Source organism: Microbacterium sp. Cr-K32 (assembly GCF_000708345.1).
Lineage (GTDB): Bacteria > Actinomycetota > Actinomycetes > Actinomycetales > Microbacteriaceae > Microbacterium > Microbacterium maritypicum_A.
Window position 1 is genome coordinate 75,933 of record NZ_JARD01000026.1, and the last position, 17,837, is coordinate 93,769.

A 17,837-nucleotide genomic window follows, 5' to 3' on the forward strand; every position below is an offset into this window, starting at 1 on the left:
CTCCGGCTCGATGAGGGACTCAGTCGGGCCGGCTCAGGCTCATCAGCACTTCGGTGCGAGGCGCTGCCGGCAGGAAGAAGCGGAACTCCGTCCCGACACCCTCCTGACTCGTCACGTCCATCGTCCCCCCATGCGCCAGCACGATGGCCCGGGTGATCGTGAGGCCGAGCCCCACCCCCGGTACCGCGTTGCGCGTCGCGGTCGATGCACGGAAGAAGCGGGTGAAGAGCATCCCCTGCTCGTCCTCCGGAATGCCCACTCCGGTGTCCGCGATCGAGAACTCCACGCCTCCGTCGAGCGTCCGCACCCGAGCGGTGACCGTACCGCCTCGCGGCGTGAACTTGATGGCGTTCGAGAGCAGATTGTCGATGGCCTGCCCGATGCGACCCGCGTCGACGAAGACGGGGATCGCATCCGCCCCGACTTCGGCCACGAGATCGATGCCCTCGCGCTGCGCATGCGGCCCGGCCGACGTCACGGCCGATCGCACCAACTCGGCGACGTCGGTCTCCTCGCGCTCGAGCGGGAACCGCCCCGACTCGACCTGCGCCGTGAAGAGCAGATCGCCCACGAGGGTGAGCAGACGCTGCGCGTTGCGCTCGATGATGCCGACGAACTCCTGCTGGTCATCGGTGAGCGGCTGCCCCGGATCGTTCTGGAGCAGATCGAGGAAGCCGATGATCGCGCTGAGAGGCGTGCGGAGCTCGTGCGAGATCATCCCCACGAACTCATCCTTCATGCGGGCGACCTCGACGGCCCTGGTCTCGTCGGTCAGCACGAAGAGGTAGCCCTGCTGTGCGCCGGCGCCGTCCTTGTGCGGGCTGACCGTCACGCGCGCCGGAACCGTGGTGCCCCCTGCCGTGACCACCTCGATGTCGCTGTCCACCGTCGACCCGGCATCGGCCTGCGCGAACAGCGCTTCGATCCCGGCGGCGAGCTCGGCATCCCCCGGAGGATTCCCCCGCACGACCTGCGCGTCCTGCGCGTTCTCCGCGGCGAGCATCGAGAGCACGGCGGTGGAGAAGAAGCGATCGATGCGCACGTCGCGGAGCGCCTCGACGACCGGCAGCCCGAGAAGCCGCACCGCGCCGGGGTTCCACGCCGTCACGATGCCGCGCCGATCCGTGGCGATCACCGCCTGTGCCGTGATGGACGACCAGAGGCTCTCGAACGAGTCGAGCAGCTCACGGTACTGACGCTCCTTGTCGCGCAGCTGCACGATCATCGCGACGTTCTCCGACAGCGCCCTGGTGCGTTCGGCGACGAGCTCCTCCGCCTGCTCCACGCGCATGCGCTGCTGTCTCGAGAGCTGGTTGATGACCGCCGCCACCGCCGAGAACACGAGCGGTCCGACCACGCCGCGCAGCCATTCGACCGAGGTCTCGGGCGGGTCGGTGAAGTACGGCATGAGCAGGGCGATCGAGGTCAGCCCGCCGACCACGAACACCCAGCGGATTCCGGGCGCCGCGGCCAGCCAGACCACGGGGAGGAGCACGAGCGAGGAGAAGAGCGAGGTGGCGCCACCGGTGCCGGTGCGGAAGAGGCCGAGCCCGGCGATGTCGACGATGGGGATGAGGAGGACGGCCCACCCGTCGATCGTGCCGCGCGCGGTGAGCACGGCGGCGAACGCGGTCGCCGCGAGGACCACCGCGATTCCCGCCACGGCCGGTGCGACGTGCGTGATCGGCAGGTCGGGGACCCACCAGGTCAAGATCGCCGCGATGACGGTCGCGATGACCGTCGGTGCCTGCTTGAGCAGCGGGCTCGGGTTGTCGAAGACCTGATACCAGCGGTTCTCCGCCCGGTCGAGCGGAGTCGCCCTCATCGCCGCACCGTCCCCACGATGGCGTGCAGGTCGGAGCCGGTGATCGGCTTCGGCAGGGCGGCATCGGCCGGCGGATAGTCGGCGGCGTCGAGCACGGAGCTGATCACGAGGAAGCACTCGGGGAACCGCTCCTGGACCAGCCGCGCGCACTCCTGACCCGAGATGCCGGGGAGGATGAGGTCGAGCACCGCCAGCACGGGATCGATCTCGGGGAACGCCGCGATCGCCGACTCCGCGTCGCGGGCGATGAACACGTCGAAGCCCTCACGATCGAGGTATCGACGCAGCAGGGCGGCCTGGTCGGGAGCGTCCTCGACGACGAGGGCCAGCGGCCTCCCGGTCATCGAAGGAACAGCTCTCGCACGACGACGATGATGACGACGACGGCCAGGGCGAGCAGGGCTTGAGGGACCAGTCGCCGCTCTCGTCGGGCGTCCGCGGCGATCTCCTCGACTTCGGCATCGTGCGACGGGGTTGCGGTCATGAGTCGACACGTCCGATCTTCTCGGTCTTGATCCAGGAGGCGTCGGCTCGACGCCATTCTTTGATGTAGGAGTCCACGGTGATCGCACACAGCAGCGACCCGTAGCCGCAGATGTACAGCAGCAGACCGGCGAAGAACCGTCCACCGGGCAGAGGCTCCACCGCGCGCGCCAGCCAGATGCCGAGCATCGAGATCGGGCCCCACAGGTAGAAGATCACGGCCCAGACGAAGCGGGATTGATCCGTCAGCCCCAGCCCGAGGGCGGTCAGGAGCGATTCGAACGCCCAAGGGAAGAGGGCGATCGCCATCAGGATCAGGGCGCCGAGCCCCGGGAACATGATCGCCTCGCGCCAGGAATGTCTGCCGGTCCGCGGGTCGAGCTGCACGGAGTAGAGCATCGAGAAGAGGTAGATGCAGGCCGCGGAGATCCACATGAAGCGGAAGACGAACTCGGCGATGTCGCTGTGCAGGACGAGCAGTGCGAGCATCCCCGCAGCCGCGAGCAGCATGAAGGCGGGCAGCAGCAGGATCGTGAACCAGGCCAGCCCGAAACCGAAGCTGCCCAGGTTGTGTTCGCGGCTCGGGCGGAACCAGAGCTTGCGGTAGATCGAGGTCAGCTGCACGTTGCCCCGCGCCCAGCGCAACCGCTGCTTCCACAGGCTGTCGATCGTGCGCGGCTCCTCGGCCAGCACGACCGCGTGCGGCTCGAAGACCATCCGACGTCCCTTGAGCTGACCCTCGAAGGTCGTCATGGTGTCTTCGGCGAGCGTGCCCGTCGGGATGCGTCCCCCGATGGCCTCGAGGTTCGCCCGCGAATGCAGCTGCGCGCCACCGGCGAGGCAGGCGATCGCACCGCCCACGTTCTGCACCCGGCGGGCGGAGAGCTGGCCGATCACGTACTCGATCGCGATGAACCGGGTGAGGTAGTTGCGGTCGCGGCTGCCCTCAGCGATGTACGCCGTCACCGCGCCGACCTTCTCGTCGGCGAGGTGCCTGGTGAGCTTGCGCAGCGAGTCGCGCGCGAAGATCACGTCCGCATCCATGATGAGCACCGCTTCGGTCCACGAGTCGGCGAGGACCACATCGAGACCGTGGTTGAGCGTGTGCGCCTTGCCCTCGCCACCCTTCTCGCGACGCAGGTGCACGACGCGACCCGGATGGGCCTGCGCCTTCGCGCCGACGATCGCCGGGGTGTCGTCCGTGGACGCATCGTCGACGACGAAGACCCGGAGGCGTTCGGCGGGATACTCCAGCTGCAGCAGTCGTTCGATGGCCGGACCGATCACCGCGCCTTCGTTCCAGGCCGGGATGATGACGGCGACGTGCGGGTGGTACGGCGCCGCCTTGCCGTAGTGATTGCGGAACGCGTGCAGCGGCAGCACGAGGAACTGCAGCCCGGTATTGATCACGGGCAGCGTTCCCACCAGCACGCAGAGCAGGAGGACGATGACCAGCACGGCCTCCAGCACCGAGAGATCCGTCATCACGACACCTCCATCGCGTCGAGCAACGCGATCACCCGGGAGTATCGGCCGACCTCCGAGGCGTCATGACTGTCGGTGGAGGCGACGATCTCGCCGCCGACGCGCCGCAGGGCGGTCAGTGCCGGGACGCCGGGGCACCCCCACTTCTCGTTGACCTCGACGAGGGTGTCGGTCTCGGCGGCGGCCCGGGCCCAGGCTTCCGTCCGCTCCGGGCCGAGATCGTCTTCAGACAAACCGATCTTCGGCAGGATCGAGAAGCAGTGCGCGAGCTGGTTCCCCGGGTACCGGCGCATCGTGGCGACGAGCGCCTCGACGAGCTGATCGAGCACATCGTCGGTCGCCCAGCCGGCGGCGATCCGCTCCCGGACCGCCGAGGGCCCGAGAGGACCGGCCGCACCGGGGAACTGATGATCCGCGATGAGGATGCGGTCGATCCCGTCCGGGAGCGTCGGGATGTCCAGCGTTCCCGCGGCGTCGAGGATCTTCGCCTCCACTCCCGTGAGCACCGCGAGACCATCCGGCACCCGGAGGGCCCGCACCGCAGCGAGGTACTCCGGCACCCAGGTGGTGCCCTGTCGCACGTGATCGACCAGACGCAGGGTGGTGAGTCCCGCGGCCGCTGCCGCCTCGACGTTCTGGGCGAGCGTCGATACGGCATCGTCCGAGAACGTCGAGTGGACGTGGTGATCGCCGCGAAGCAGAGCGTGGCTCACAGCTCCTCCTGATGCCCTGCATGGGCGGAGACCAGCACGTCTTCGATCTCGACGATCACGTCCTCCAGGAAGCGCACGGAAGCGACCTCACGGAACGGTACCTGCACCGGCAGCTCGCGCCCCAGGAACAGGTCGGCCACGAGCGACGGGATGTCGACGCCCGCGGCTATCGTCAGCGGCAGGGCCCCGGGAAAGCGCGGATTGACCTCGAGCAGCACGGCACGACCGGTGCGATCGCGCCGCAGCTGCACGTTTGCGACGCCGACCAGTCCGATCGCACGCGCGATCGATGCCGCCGTCTCCTCGAGCTCCGGGTCGCGGACGGTGCGCCCGGCGATCGCCACGCCGGAATCGACCCGGGCACGGGTGCGGGGCACGGCCGCGACGACGTTGCCGGCGGCATCCGCGATGACGTCGACCGAGTACTCCTCCCCCGGGAGGAAGTCCTGCACGATGAGTCCCTCGTCCGTCGGCAGCGCCTCGAGAGCCGCGCGATCGGGGACGAGCCGCACGCCACGGCTTCCCGCGCCTTGACGCGGTTTGGCGAAGACCGGGAACTCCCAGTCGACGGCCTCGGCGTCACGTCCGGCGAGAACCGTGCGCGGGGTGTGTCCGGTCGGCGCGCAGCGCTCGGCGAGCGCGAGCTTGTCGAGCGCGGTGTTCAGGGTGTCCGCCGACGGAGCGGCCAGGACAGCGGGGGCCAGCTCCTCCCGACGCTCGGCGAGCGCGATGAGCTCGACGTCGACGGTCGAGATCACCAGGTCGAGGCCGTCTTCCGCGACCATGCGAGCGATCGCCGAGACGAAGTCGGCGTCCCTTCCCGGCGGCACCAGACGCCGCTGCACCGGTGGAACCAGGTAGATGCCGCTCGCCCAGCCGTCCATGTCGGCGGCGAACACGGTCAGATCGGATCGGCGCAGCAGCGACCGGATCACCGCCACTCCTGCCGGTCCCCCGGCACCGGTCACCAGCACCCGCTTGGTCATCAGCTCTCCCGTCGCGTGAGTTCGTGGGCGCCGATGAACTCGGCGGTCTCGCGGACCACTTCGAGAGGTTCGACCGCGGTGCCTCCGCCGAACCTCGACCAGTACCGGGCCGTTGCGGTGACGAACTCGGGCGCCAGGTAGTCGCGGCTCGCGGTCTGCGATCCGAAGCGCTCCAGCAGCCGCAGCTTCTCGTCGAGGTAGTGGTCGATGCGCACGAACCTCGTGGGACGGAAGTCGATCGTGGAGGACGGGCTCTGGTAGCAGGCAACGGTGCCCACGCGCCGCGTCGCGACGATGGTGGCCTCGCTCACGGCGCGGTGATCCTGATGGCGGTCGTGACTCGAATGCGTGTAGACGATCGTCGGCTGGATCTCCTGCACGACCTCTTCGATGATCCGCACCGTGGAGCCGCCTCCGGAGATCTCCGTGTCGACGAGGTCCTTCAGGAACAGACGGGCGCCCAACATGTCGGCCGCGGCCAGGGATTCGTTCTGACGGCTGTCGGCGTCGCCCCCTCTGGCCCCGCGGGAGAGCGTGAGGATGGTGATCTCATCGTGAGCCGCGGCGTGCGCCGCGAGCAGCCCGCCGACGCCGATCTCGACGTCGTCGGGGTGCGCACCGATCGCGAGCACCCGCTCGGGCTTGCGCGCCTCTTCACGGCGTCGCCGCCCCTCCTCGACGAGACGGGTGACCGCCTCCACGAGCTTGCCGTTGTCGAGCGGCTTGGTGAGGAACTCATCCGCCTGCGCCCGCAGAGCAGAGACGGCGTACTCCACCGAGACGTGGGCGGTCATCACCACGACCGGAACCGAGGGAACCGTCTTCCGCAACTCGGCGAGCAGTTCGAGCCCGTTGAGTCCCGGCATCTCGATGTCGGTGACGACGACGTCCGGACGCACTTCGGCGACGCGCTCCACAGCCGAACGGCCGTCTTCGGCGACGTCGACGATGCAGCCGGCTCGCCGCTCGAGCACGGTCTTCACGAGCAGGGCGACGTCCGGATCGTCATCGACGACAAGAACGCGAGGGGATTCCTCCATGTACAGCTCTCCTTGGGGAGGTTCCCTGACCGATGGGGGTCGGTCACGCGATCTCGATGCCCTTCAACACCGGGTCCGCAGGGAAAGTCGAGCGGGGTATGTCGATTCTGGCATACGGCACCGTCCTGGCGACGGCGCCTCTCCTACGCTCCGGCGCGGGCCGCGCGCTTCTCCTCCTGGAAGACCCGGATCGCCTCGTACCGCTCAGCGGATCGGGCCCGCCTCTTCGCCGCTTCGTCTTCGCGATTCTTCGGCGGCGCCGTGGTGACGAGCTCGCTCAGGAGCCGGCTGACGACCACGGCGATCTCACCGACGGCGCTGTCGAACGCCGGCTGGTTGGCTCTCGACGGGGTCGTGGTCCCGGCGATCTTGCGCACGAACTGCAGGGCGGCGTCGTGGCATTCCTCATCGGTCGCTGCGGGTTCGAGGTTGTTCAACGGGACGATGTTCCGACACATACCGGAACGCTACGCCGCCCCGCACGCAGACGGAAGAGGCCGACCGGAGGTCCACGGCGCGGAGGGGATGGTGCGGTCGTGGGGCGGTCGCTACGCTCGGGGGCAACCGGGACCGCCCGTGCGTTCCCTCCCGCCTCGTCGACAGGAAAGCACATGACCAACCCCCCGTTCCCCGAACCGCCAGCGCCCGACTCCTCGAACCCGGTGCCGCCGCCCGCAGCCGCCCCCACTCCGCCTCCGCCCGCCTTGGCACCGACCTGGGATACCGCTCCGGGCGCGGCACCCGCCGCTGGATACCCGGCTCCCGCAGCACCCGCGTATCCGCAGCCGGAACCGACCCCTCCTGGACGCGTGCTGTCCATCGTCGGCCTCGTCCTCGCGTTCGTGGCTGCACCGATCGGCCTCATCCTGAGCATCGTCGCCGTCGTGAAGCTCGGCAAGGCGGGGCAGCCGAAGGGACTCGCGCTCGCCGGCATCATCATCGGCGCGATCCTGACCATCGCCGGCATCATCGGGATCATCCTGTTCGCGACGGTCATCGCCGGCCTCATCGGCATGTGTGCCGAGCTGGGCACCGGCGTATGGGAGGTCGACGGCGTCACCTACCGGTGCGGCTGAGCCTCCCCCGACGAGAAGACGAGAGGGACCGGATGCGACACGCATCCGGTCCCTCTCGTCGTCTGTGGCGGCTACTTCTTGTAGTTCGGCGCCTCGACCACGATCTGCACGTCGTGCGGGTGCGACTCCTTGAGCCCCGCCGAGGTGATGCGCACGAACTTGCCACGCGTCTTGAGCTCTTCGATGGTGCGCGCGCCGACGTAGAACATCGACTGACGCAGTCCGCCGACCAGCTGATAGGCCACGGCGGAGAGCGGACCGCGGTACGGCACCTGCCCCTCGATGCCCTCGGGGATCAGCTTGTCGTCGCTGGGGACGTCGGCCTGGAAGTAGCGGTCCTTGGAGTACGAGGTCTGCTTGCCACGGGTCTGCATGGCGCCCAGCGAGCCCATGCCGCGGTACTGCTTGAACTGCTTGCCGGACTGGAAGACGATCTCGCCCGGGGACTCGTCGGTTCCGGCCAGGAGCGAGCCGAGCATCACGGCGTCGGCACCGGCGACCAGGGCCTTGGCGATGTCACCCGAGTACTGCAGTCCGCCGTCGGCGATCACCGGAACCCCCGCGGGACGCGCGGCGAGCGACGCCTCGTAGACCGCGGTGACCTGCGGGACGCCCACACCGGCGACGACGCGCGTGGTGCAGATGGACCCGGGACCGACACCGACCTTGACGGCGTCGACGCCCGCGTCGACCAGCGCTTGGGCGCCCTCGCGGGTCGCGACGTTGCCGCCGATGATGTCGATGTGCTCGAACGAGGTGTCGGCCTTGAGACGGCGGACGAGGTCGATGACGCCCTGCGACTGCCCGTTGGCGGTGTCGACAACGAGCACGTCGACACCGGCGTCGCGCAGCGCCTCCGCACGCTCCCAGGCATCGCCGAAGAAGCCGATGGCGGCACCGACGCGCAGGCGGCCCTGGTCGTCCTTGGTGGCGAGCGGGTACTTCTCGCTCTTGTCGAAGTCCTTGATCGTGATGAGGCCGGCGAGCTTGCCGTCGCCGTCGATGAGCGGCAGCTTCTCGACACGGTGCTTGGCGAACAGCGCGATGACCTCGCCCGCGGCGACGCCGACGGGAGCGGTCACGAGGTTCTCCCGCGTCATGACGTCCTTGACGAAGGTGGTCTGACGCTCGAAGCCCGAGACGAACCGCATGTCGCGGTTCGTGATGATGCCGACCAGCTTTCCTTCGTCGTCGACCACCGGAAGACCGGAGATGCGGTACTTCGCGCAGAGGTTGTCGACTTCTTCGACGGTCGCATCCTGCGTCGTCGTGATGGGGTCGGTGATCATGCCAGACTCGCTGCGCTTGACGCGGTCGACGTGCGCGGCCTGGTCGGCGATGGAGAGGTTACGGTGCAGGATGCCGATGCCGCCCTCACGGGCCATGGCGATCGCCATGCGGGATTCGGTGACCGTGTCCATCGCGCTCGACAGCAGCGGGGTGGCGACCGAGATGCGGCGCGTGATCCGCGACGAGGTGTCGGCCTCGCTGGGGATCACGTCGGTGTGCCCGGGGAGCAGCAGCACGTCATCGTACGTCAGTCCGACGAAGCCGAAGGGATCGTGCTGTTCCATGGATTCTCCTTCTGCGCGAGTCGCGCATGTCCGAGTGCGAGGGGGTGGTCGACGTCGGCCGGTGCGGGGCCGCGGCCCGTATGAAGATTCTAAGCGAGACACGCCCGAGAACATTCCCAGAGCCCCGTCGTTACCGGACTGTTGGCAGGGACCGTAGGCGAATCGCCGATCGCGCATTACGCTCAAGTGCGTCGTCCATCCCCGCGGTCGACCCGACACCGCGGAGACACAGCACTCAAAGTGGAGGTTGCGTGGGACCCACAACAATCGCCGTGCAGCGAAAGCGCCCCTGGGTGGTCGCGCTGCTCGCTATCCTCATGGCGCTCACCGCGTTCGTGTTCCTACCCCCCTCATCGGCTTCGGCCGAGACGACGGACGACGGGCAGGAGGTCACGGAGTTCTACTTCGCCGGTGTCGTCACCTTCGACGATCAACCTGTCGAAGGCGTCGTCATGTCCATCGAAGGCAAGGGCTTCAAGGGTGAGACCGAGACCGACGCCGAAGGCAAATGGCGTCTCTACGTGCCCGAGAAGGAGAAGTACACCCTGACGGTCGATGAGTCGACCCTGCCCGAGGGCGTGATCGTCGACGCGACCCAGTTGCCGGAGGGAACGCAGCCGATCGCGGGGACGACAGCCTCCTTCGAGGTCGAGTTCGGTCTCACCGGGACCAAGATCATGAATCTGTTCCTCGGCGAGGGCCAGCGGGTCACGGTCTCCTTCATCGACCAGCTGCTCTCGCGACTGGTCGGCGGACTGAACTTCGGTCTCCTGCTCGCACTCGCCTCGATGGGTGCCGCGCTCATCTACGGCACCACCCGGTTGTCGAACTTCGCGCACGCAGAGATGGTGACGTGGGGCGGTCTCGTCGCCCTGGTCACGACCACGTTCTGGCATCTCCCGCTCTGGCTCGGCATCGTCGCGGCCGTCATCGGCGGTGGCCTGTTCGGCTGGGCGCTGGATGCGGGGATCTGGCGTCCGCTGCGGCGACGTGGGCTCGGTGTCGTCCAGCTCATGATCGTCAGCATCGGACTCTCCCTGGCCCTCCGCTACGCATTCCAGTTCATCATCGGCGGAGGCACGTACCAGCTCCCCGGTGCCAGCCCCACGCCGATCCAGTTCGGTCCGATCTCGCTGTCGTACATCGACATGATCGCGATGGGCGTGAGCATCGTCGTGATCCTGGCGGTGGCGTTCTTCCTGACACGCACGCGGATCGGCAAGGCGACGCGAGCGATCTCCGACAACCCCCAGCTCGCCGCCGCCTCGGGCATCGACGTCGACAGGGTCATCCGCTACGTCTGGATCCTCTCCGGAACACTGGCCGCGATCTCCGGCATCCTCTGGGCCTACTTCCGCCCGGGTGTGAAGTGGGACATGGGCATGCAGATGCTGCTGCTGATCTTCGCCGCCATCACGCTGGGCGGTCTCGGCACGGCGTTCGGCGCCCTCGTCGGCTCCCTCATCGTCGGCATCGCGGTCGAGGTCTCGACCCTCTGGATCCCGTCGGACCTGAAGTATGCGAGCGCCCTCGTGGTGCTCATCGTCATCCTCCTCGTGAGACCGCAGGGTCTGCTCGGACGCAGGGAAAGGCTGGGCTGATCACCATGGACTTCGGAAGCATCTTCTCGAACACGGCCGTCTACCTGTTCAGCCCGGTCACGATCGCCTACGCCCTCGCGGCGACCGGCCTCGCCGTGCACTTCGGATACGCGGGTCTGCTCAACTTCGGCATGGCCGCCTTCATGGCCATCGGCGGCTACGGCTACGCCATCTCGGTGCTGAGCTTCGGCCTGCCCTGGTGGATCGGCATGCTCATCGGTCTGCTCGGCGGCGCGTTCTTCGCCGTCCTCCTGGGCATCCCGACGCTGCGCCTGCGTGCCGACTATCTCGCGATCGCGACGATCGCGGCCGGTGAGATCGTCCGCCTCCTGTTCACGACGCAGCTGTTCGACGAATGGACCAACAGCGCCGACGGCCTCGCGCAGTACAACGGCGGATTCCGCGATGCGAACCCCATCCCCACGGGCACCTACGGGTTCGGCCCCTGGATGTACAGCGCGAACGATCTCTGGAACCGCGTCTTCGGCGTGATCGTCCTGGCGGTCGCCATCCTCCTGGTGTGGGCGCTGATGCGCAGCCCGTGGGGTCGTGTGCTCAAGGGCATCCGCGAGGACGAGGACGCGGTGCGCTCGCTCGGCAAGAACGTCTTCGCCTACAAGATGCAGGCGCTCGTGGTGGGTGGTGTGATCGGCGCCGCGGGCGGGATCATCTTCGTGCTCCCTTCCGCGGTCGTCCCCGGCAGCTACTCGACGTCGCTGACGTTCTTCCTGTGGACCATCCTCCTTCTCGGCGGCGCGGCCACGGTGTTCGGGCCCACGCTGGGTGCGGTGCTGTTCTGGGTGGTGTTCGCCTTCATGGCCAACCTGCTCCCCTCGATGGCGAAAGCAGGGCTGCTGCCGATGTCCGACAGCCAGGCATCGACGCTGGTGTTCGTCTTCGTCGGCATCGCGCTCATGCTGCTCGTGATCTTCCGCCCCCAGGGCATCCTCGGCGACAAGAGGGAGATGACCTTTGTCAAATGAACTGACCCCCGAACAGGTCCCCGGCCCCGGCGATGACGCCGCGACAGCTGCGCCGTCCACGGGGAGCATCCGCCGCCCGAAGACGACCGGCCTGACCAAGGGAGAGGTCAAGCCCGGCGTCGCCAAGGTGGATCCGATCCTCGTCGTCGACGCGGTCCAGCGTCGTTTCGGTGGCCTGACCGCCGTCGACGTCGATCACCTCGAAGTGCCCCGTGGCGCGATCACCGCTCTGATCGGCCCGAACGGCGCGGGCAAGACGACGCTCTTCAACCTGCTCTGCGGATTCGACAAGCCCAACAGCGGCACCTGGTCGTTCGACGGCACCAGCCTCTCCGGCGTGCCGTCGTTCAAGGTGGCCAGGATGGGGCAGGTGCGCACGTTCCAGCTGACCAAGTCGCTCTCGCTGCTGACCGTCCTCGAGAACATGAAGCTCGGCGCTCCGCATCAGCGCGGCGAGGGCTTCTGGTCGAGCCTGTTCCCCTTCCTCTGGCGCGCGCAGGACACCGAGATCGAGGGCAAGGCGCGGGAACTGCTGACACGCTTCAAGCTCGACGCCAAGGAGAAGGACTTCGCCGCATCGCTCTCGGGAGGTCAGCGCAAGCTCCTCGAGATGGCCAGAGCGCTGATGAGCGATCCGACGCTGGTGATGCTCGACGAGCCGATGGCCGGCGTCAATCCCGCCCTCACACAGTCGCTCCTCGACCACATCCTCGACTTGAAGGAGCAGGGGATGACCGTGCTCTTCGTCGAGCACGACATGCACATGGTCCGCCACATCGCGGACTGGGTGATCGTGATGGCCGAGGGCCGCGTCGTCGCGGAGGGGCCTCCCGACGAGGTCATGGAGAACCCGGCGGTCGTCGATGCCTACCTCGGTGCGCATCAGGACCTCGACCTGGGAGCGGTCACCGGGCGCATCCCCGTGCTCGAGGACGCCGCGGCGATCAGACTCCGCGAGAAGATCGAAGCAGAAGCGGAGGCCGAGCTCGAAGCGAGCGACCCGGTCTCCGGGACAGAGGGAAAGGGCAGCGCATGAGCGCGGAGACGCCGACGAACGCACCGCAGGCCATACCGCAGGACGACGTCGTCGTCGAGCTGACCGATGTCCATGCCGGGTACCTCCCCGGAGTGAACATCCTCAACGGTGCGAACCTCATCGCCCGCCAGGGGGAACTGATCGGGATCATCGGCCCGAACGGCGCCGGCAAGTCGACCCTGCTGAAGGCCATCTTCGGTCTGGTGAACGTGCGCAGCGGCGACATCACGGTGAAGGGCGAGAGCATCGTGGGCCTGAAGGCCGACAAGCTCGTCCGGCGCGGGGTCGCCTTCGTGCCGCAGACGAACAACGTCTTCCCCTCTCTCTCGATCGAGGAGAACCTGCAGATGGGGCTCTACCAGAACCCCAAGATCTACACGGAGCGGCTCGAGTTCGTGACCGGCATCTTCGCCGAACTGGGAAAGCGGCTCAAGCAGCGCGCAGGCTCCCTCTCCGGCGGCGAGCGGCAGATGGTCGCGATGTCGCGCGCGCTGATGATGGATCCGTCGGTGCTGCTGCTCGACGAGCCGTCGGCCGGCCTCTCCCCCGTGCGTCAGGATGACGCGTTCATCCGGGTGTCCGACATCAACAAGGCCGGCGTCACGACGATCATGGTGGAGCAGAACGCCCGACGCTGCCTGCAGATCTGCGACCGCGGGTATGTGCTCGATCAGGGCAAGGATGCCCACGAGGGCACCGGGCGGGATCTGCTGAACGACCCGAAGGTGATCGGTCTCTACCTCGGAACGCTCGGCACCGACGCGGCCTGAACCGCCGACATCGACGCGGCGACACCACGACAGGACATCACACGACAAAGGCCCCGGATCGGATCCGGGGCCTTCGTCATGTGATCGTCTGATCAGTTGGTGCGGGTGATCATGTTGTCGGCACCGTACTTGTAGATGCCGATCGATGCGCCCTGCGGGTCGCCGGCCTCATCGAACGTGATGTCGCCGGAGTAGCCGTCGTAGTCGGCCGTGCCGCCGTCGTTGATGATCTTGGCGCACTCGGCGAAGCTGGTGCACTTCTTGCCGTCGCCGGAACCGCCCGAGACCTCCTGCATCTTGGCCGCGATGTCCGCGCCCTCGGTGGAGCCCGCCGCCAGCGACGCCAGAGCCACGAGGATGACGGCGTCGTACGCCTCAGCCGCGTAGGTGAAGTCCTTGACCTCGGGGTTGCCCTCGCCGGTCCAGTAGTCCTGCAGACGTGAGGTGAAGTCGTCCGCGAGCGCAGGACCGGCCTTGGTTCCCTGCGCGCCCTCGAGCGAGACCGGGATCTCCGTGCCGTAGTCGGACAGGTTGCCGTCGACCATGTAGAACTTGTCGGCCGAGATGCCGGCGTTCACCAGCAGCGGTGCGATGGTCTTGAACTGGTCGAACGACACGATCGCGACCGCGTCGGGGTTCTGCGCCTTGATCGACTCGACCTGCGCGTCGAACTGCGCGTCGCCCACGTTGAACGAGACCGACTCGACGACCTCGCCGCCGGTGCTCTCGAACGTCTTCGTGATGGCGTCGTTGAGGCCGGTGCCGTACGCGTCGTTCTGGTAGATGATGCCGAGCGTCTTCGCGCCGTCCTCGGCGATCAGGTTGCCGAGCACCTCGCCCTGCAGCAGGTCGCTGGGGGCGGTGCGGAAGTACAGGCCGTTGTCATCCCACGTGGTGAAGTCGGGCGACGTGTTCGACGCCGAGATCTGCAGGATGCCTGCGCTCACGTTGCCGTCGAGGATGAGCTTGGAGACGCCCGACGCCGCGGCGCCGACGATGGCGGAGACGCCCGCGCCCTGCAGCTTGGTGATCGACGTCTCGTAGGCCTTGGTGTCGGTGTCGCCCTCGTCTTCGGCCGTCAGGTCGATCGTGACGCCGGCGGCGGCGTCGTTGACCTCCTGGACGGCGAGCCCGACACCGGACTCCATGGGCGGGCCGAGAAACGCCAGCGAACCCGTCTGCGGAAGCAGCGAACCGAGCTTGAGCGTCAGATCGGCGGCGGGCTTGTCGCTGCCGCCGCTCTCCGAGCTCGGAGTGCTGCTGCAGCCGGCGATGACGATGGCGGATGCACTGATCAGTGCGATCCCGGCGAAGACCTTCGCTGTGCGCGAGCCCTTCAATGCGTTCATGATGCTCCCTTGCGTAACTGAACGTGGATTGTGGCCACAATCGGGTGCTCTAACACTAGGGCGTGAGTCCCGCGCACAGGGGTCGCAAGTATCTCGGTGCGTTAACGATCCGACACCCGGTCCCTCTGCGGATGAATCCGGGGATCAGGCGGGTTCGGCCCGGGGAATCCTGCGCCCCCGACGCGCGGCGAGCAGCAGGTCGACGATGAAGACGCCGATCGCGATCCACACGATGATGAAGCCCGCCCAGCGTTCGGCCGGCATCGGCTCATGCAGCACCAGGACGCCGATGAGGAACTGCATCACGGGGGTGATGAACTGGATCATGCCGATCACGGTGAGGTTGATGCGTCGGGTCCCCGCGGCGAAGAGCAGCAGCGGGACGGCCGTGGCGACACCGGCGAAGGCCAGCAGCAGCGCATGCGCCCAACCGTTCGTCCCCATCGTGATCCCCGTGGTCTGTGCGACGACGATCAGCTGCACCACCGCGATGGGGATCAGCCAGAACGACTCCAGTGTCAGACCGCTGACCGCATCGACGGCAGGGCCGATCTTCTTCTTGATGAGTCCGTAGACCCCGAAGGACGCGGTGAGTGACAGCGCGATCCACGGGAACTCCCCGTAGGCGACGACGATCACGATGACGGCGATCGCGGCGATGCCGATCGCCGCCCACTGCAATCGGCGGATGCGCTCCTTCAGCACGAAGACGCCGAGCAGGACGGTCGTGATCGGGTTGATGAAGTAGCCCAGACTCGTCTCGACGACGTTGCCGCTGAGGGTTCCGATCAGGAACACCTGCCAGTTGACGTAGATCAGCAGCCCCGCGAGCGCCGTCCAGCCCAGCAGCCGGGGTTGCCGGATGATGACGCCGAACGCCGCCCAGCCGCGCATGACCGTGAGCAGCAGGAGGCAGAAGACGAACGACAGCAGGACGCGCCAGGCGACGACCTCCCACGGCCCCGTCGGCACCAGAAGGAGGAAATAGAGGGGAAGCACACCCCAGAGGAGGTAGGCCCCACCGGCATAGGCGACGCCGGCGGTCTGCGCGGCGCGGGTGGTCTGTGGTGGCACCGCACAACCCTATGCCCGCGGCGGCGTCGCGAACGGCGCCGCCGGCCCGTCGATCGCAGTTCGGCAGGAATCGGACGCTCGCTGGCGGATGCAGAAGGGGCCCGGATGCGATACGCATCCGGGCCCCTTCGATGGCCTTGCCCGCCCCTCAGGAGAGACGGGAATCAGGTTCCGCAGATCAGCGGACGACGACCGCCAGGACGTCGCGAGCCGACAGGACGAGGAACTCGTCTGCGCCGAACTTCACCTCGGTGCCGCCGTACTTGCTGTAGAGCACGCGGTCGCCGACAGCGACGTCGAGCGGAACACGGTTGCCGTTGTCGTCGATGCGGCCGGGGCCGACCGCCACGACCTCGCCCTCCTGGGGCTTCTCCTTGGCGGTGTCGGGGATGACCAGGCCACTCGCGGTGGTCTGCTCGGCCTCGACCTGCTTGATGACGATGCGGTCCTCGAGCGGCTTGATGGAAACCGACACGGTCTACCTCTTCTTTCTTGACGCTGACACGAAAGACTTGTTCGCACTCTCAACCCGAGAGTGCTAATCCAGTCTAGGCGCTCGGCTGGCACTCACGCAATGCGAGTGCCAGTGCGCGCCGCAGTTCGACGACTCGCACGGGCAATTAGGCTGAGCGGGTGGAGATGTCCGAGCTGCGCGCCCTGCTGACCCCCGCCGGTCTCGAACTGCTCGACGCGGTCGGGCCCATCGAATCGACCGCCGATGTCGCCCGCACCGTCTCGCGGCTGCGCGCGGGCGACCACTCCCCCGAGCTGGTCTCCGCCGTCGTCGGCCAGGCCCGCCTGCGCTCCAGGGCCACCGCGAAGTTCGGGCCCTTCGCCGCACGCATGCTGTTCACCCGCGCGGGGCTGGAGCAGGCGACGAGGCTGGGCGTCGCAGCCCGGCATGCGCAGCGGATCCGTCACGCCGGTTTCACCCGTGTCGCCGACCTCGGCTGCGGAATCGGCGGTGACGCCCTGGCCTTCGCCGGCGCCGGACTCGATGTGCGCGCCGTCGACGCCGACGAGGTGACCTCGGCGATCGCCGCCTACAACCTGGCCCCGTTCGGCGACAGCGCGGTCGTCGACCATCGCACGGCCGAAGACGCCTTCTCGTCGCTGGACCCGGGGGGCGCGGTCTGGATGGACCCGGCCAGACGCACTTCGGGTCACAGCGAGACCCGACGCGTCTCGGCCGACGACTACTCCCCCTCGCTGGACTGGGCATTCGAGGTGGCGGCTCACCATCCGACCGGTATCAAGCTCGGACCGGCGCACGACCGCGACGCCCTGCCGGACGACGCCGAGGCACAGTGGGTCAGCGCCGACGGCAGCGTGGTCGAACTGGTCGTCTGGAGCGGCGCGCTCGCCCGGGAAGGGGTGCGGCGTGCGGCCCTCGTGATCCGCGACGAGCGCTCGCACGAGCTGACGGCGCCGGCGGACGCCCCCGATGAACCCGTGCGCGAGCTCGGCGCATTCGTGCACGAACCGGACGGCGCCGTGATCCGTGCGCGGCTGATCGGCGAGGTCGCCCGGAGCCTGGAGGCGGGGATGCTCGACGAGCACATCGCCTATCTGACCTCCGACGCGGCGTTGACGAGTCCTTTCGTGCAGTCCTTCCGGGTGCGCGAGACCCTCCCGGCCCATCCCAAGGCGATCAACGCCGCCCTGCAGGCGCAGGGCATCGGGCGCCTGGAGATCAAGAAGCGCGGAGTCGACGTCGATCCCGCCGCGTTCCGCAAGAAGCTCACGCTGCGTGGGGACCAGGAGGCGACACTCATCCTGGCCCGCATCGGCGATCAGCGCCGCGCGATCCTCGCCGACCGGGTGCCCGCAGCGAACTGACCC

General features: G+C 68.0%; 18 protein-coding genes. 6 read left to right on the top strand and 12 right to left on the bottom strand.

Annotated features, from left to right (window positions below; genetic code table 11):
- Nucleotides 1-19 precede the first annotated feature (19 nt).
- The 8 genes from GZ64_RS0112945 to GZ64_RS0112980 all read right to left on the bottom strand — a co-directional run bounded on the left by GZ64_RS0112945 (nucleotide 20) and on the right by GZ64_RS0112980 (nucleotide 6,990).
- Nucleotides 20-1,825 (bottom strand): ATP-binding protein, encoded by a 1,806-nt coding sequence (locus tag GZ64_RS0112945; RefSeq protein ID WP_029266989.1) that lies wholly within the window; start codon nucleotides 1,823-1,825, stop codon nucleotides 20-22.
- Nucleotides 1,822-2,169, bottom strand: coding sequence for a response regulator (locus tag GZ64_RS0112950; protein WP_021198901.1), 348 nt, complete (start codon nucleotides 2,167-2,169; stop codon nucleotides 1,822-1,824). The genes GZ64_RS0112945 and GZ64_RS0112950 overlap by 4 nt, the downstream gene beginning before the upstream one ends.
- Nucleotides 2,166-2,309, bottom strand: a complete 144-nt coding sequence (locus GZ64_RS20060) for a hypothetical protein (protein ID WP_168441079.1) — start codon at nucleotides 2,307-2,309, stop codon at nucleotides 2,166-2,168. The genes GZ64_RS0112950 and GZ64_RS20060 overlap by 4 nt, the downstream gene beginning before the upstream one ends.
- Nucleotides 2,306-3,793: a glycosyltransferase family 2 protein gene (locus GZ64_RS0112960; protein ID WP_029266990.1), complete on the bottom strand. Its 1,488-nt coding sequence runs from the start codon at nucleotides 3,791-3,793 to the stop codon at nucleotides 2,306-2,308. Before GZ64_RS0112960 ends, GZ64_RS20060 begins: the two co-directional genes overlap by 4 nt.
- On the bottom strand, nucleotides 3,793-4,506 hold the full coding sequence (locus GZ64_RS0112965; RefSeq protein WP_021198904.1) for a PHP domain-containing protein: 714 nt from the start codon (nucleotides 4,504-4,506) through the stop codon (nucleotides 3,793-3,795). The genes GZ64_RS0112960 and GZ64_RS0112965 overlap by 1 nt, the downstream gene beginning before the upstream one ends.
- Nucleotides 4,503-5,492 carry an ATP-grasp domain-containing protein gene (locus tag GZ64_RS0112970; RefSeq protein ID WP_029266992.1) on the bottom strand — a complete coding sequence of 330 codons (990 nt, stop codon included), beginning with the start codon at nucleotides 5,490-5,492 and terminating at the stop codon, nucleotides 4,503-4,505. The genes GZ64_RS0112965 and GZ64_RS0112970 overlap by 4 nt, the downstream gene beginning before the upstream one ends.
- Complete coding sequence (locus GZ64_RS0112975; RefSeq protein WP_029258603.1) at nucleotides 5,492-6,532, bottom strand: response regulator; 1,041 nt, start codon at nucleotides 6,530-6,532, stop codon at nucleotides 5,492-5,494. Before GZ64_RS0112975 ends, GZ64_RS0112970 begins: the two co-directional genes overlap by 1 nt.
- A 143-nt stretch (nucleotides 6,533-6,675) precedes the next feature.
- Complete coding sequence (locus GZ64_RS0112980; RefSeq protein WP_029258604.1) at nucleotides 6,676-6,990, bottom strand: DUF2277 domain-containing protein; 315 nt, start codon at nucleotides 6,988-6,990, stop codon at nucleotides 6,676-6,678.
- Between the two features lie 153 nt (nucleotides 6,991-7,143).
- Here GZ64_RS0112980 and GZ64_RS19735 point away from each other — a divergent pair, with 153 nt between their 5' ends.
- Complete coding sequence (locus GZ64_RS19735; protein ID WP_081859754.1) at nucleotides 7,144-7,608, top strand: DUF4190 domain-containing protein; 465 nt, start codon at nucleotides 7,144-7,146, stop codon at nucleotides 7,606-7,608.
- A gap of 71 nt (nucleotides 7,609-7,679) precedes the next feature.
- Here GZ64_RS19735 and guaB read toward each other — a convergent pair whose 3' ends face one another.
- Complete coding sequence (gene guaB, locus GZ64_RS0112990) at nucleotides 7,680-9,182, bottom strand: IMP dehydrogenase (RefSeq protein ID WP_021198909.1); 1,503 nt, start codon at nucleotides 9,180-9,182, stop codon at nucleotides 7,680-7,682.
- A 317-nt stretch (nucleotides 9,183-9,499) separates the two neighbouring features.
- On the opposite strand from guaB, the gene GZ64_RS0112995 reads away from it, so the two are divergent.
- The 4 genes from GZ64_RS0112995 to GZ64_RS0113010 all read left to right on the top strand — a co-directional run bounded on the left by GZ64_RS0112995 (nucleotide 9,500) and on the right by GZ64_RS0113010 (nucleotide 13,572).
- On the top strand, nucleotides 9,500-10,783 hold the full coding sequence (locus GZ64_RS0112995) for a branched-chain amino acid ABC transporter permease (protein ID WP_036331559.1): 1,284 nt from the start codon (nucleotides 9,500-9,502) through the stop codon (nucleotides 10,781-10,783).
- A 5-nt stretch (nucleotides 10,784-10,788) separates the two neighbouring features.
- The gene (locus GZ64_RS0113000) at nucleotides 10,789-11,766 is read left to right on the top strand and encodes a branched-chain amino acid ABC transporter permease (RefSeq protein WP_021198911.1); all 978 of its coding nucleotides are present in this window, start codon (nucleotides 10,789-10,791) and stop codon (nucleotides 11,764-11,766) included.
- A gap of 67 nt (nucleotides 11,767-11,833) precedes the next feature.
- Complete coding sequence (locus tag GZ64_RS0113005) at nucleotides 11,834-12,802, top strand: ABC transporter ATP-binding protein (RefSeq protein WP_051668050.1); 969 nt, start codon at nucleotides 11,834-11,836, stop codon at nucleotides 12,800-12,802.
- Entirely contained in the window at nucleotides 12,799-13,572 is a 774-nt protein-coding gene (locus GZ64_RS0113010; protein ID WP_029258607.1) for an ABC transporter ATP-binding protein, read from the top strand. Before GZ64_RS0113005 ends, GZ64_RS0113010 begins: the two co-directional genes overlap by 4 nt.
- A 92-nt stretch (nucleotides 13,573-13,664) precedes the next feature.
- Here GZ64_RS0113010 and GZ64_RS0113015 read toward each other — a convergent pair whose 3' ends face one another.
- The 3 genes from GZ64_RS0113015 to groES all read right to left on the bottom strand — a co-directional run bounded on the left by GZ64_RS0113015 (nucleotide 13,665) and on the right by groES (nucleotide 16,470).
- Complete coding sequence (locus tag GZ64_RS0113015; RefSeq protein ID WP_021198914.1) at nucleotides 13,665-14,921, bottom strand: ABC transporter substrate-binding protein; 1,257 nt, start codon at nucleotides 14,919-14,921, stop codon at nucleotides 13,665-13,667.
- Between the two features lie 144 nt (nucleotides 14,922-15,065).
- Nucleotides 15,066-15,995, bottom strand: coding sequence for an EamA family transporter RarD (rarD, locus tag GZ64_RS0113020; RefSeq protein ID WP_029266996.1), 930 nt, complete (start codon nucleotides 15,993-15,995; stop codon nucleotides 15,066-15,068).
- Between the two features lie 178 nt (nucleotides 15,996-16,173).
- Nucleotides 16,174-16,470 carry a co-chaperone GroES gene (groES, locus tag GZ64_RS0113025; RefSeq protein WP_017203655.1) on the bottom strand — a complete coding sequence of 99 codons (297 nt, stop codon included), beginning with the start codon at nucleotides 16,468-16,470 and terminating at the stop codon, nucleotides 16,174-16,176.
- A gap of 158 nt (nucleotides 16,471-16,628) precedes the next feature.
- On the opposite strand from groES, the gene GZ64_RS0113030 reads away from it, so the two are divergent.
- Nucleotides 16,629-17,834 carry a class I SAM-dependent methyltransferase gene (locus tag GZ64_RS0113030; protein WP_029266998.1) on the top strand — a complete coding sequence of 402 codons (1,206 nt, stop codon included), beginning with the start codon at nucleotides 16,629-16,631 and terminating at the stop codon, nucleotides 17,832-17,834.
- The last annotated feature ends 3 nt before the right edge of the window (nucleotides 17,835-17,837 follow it).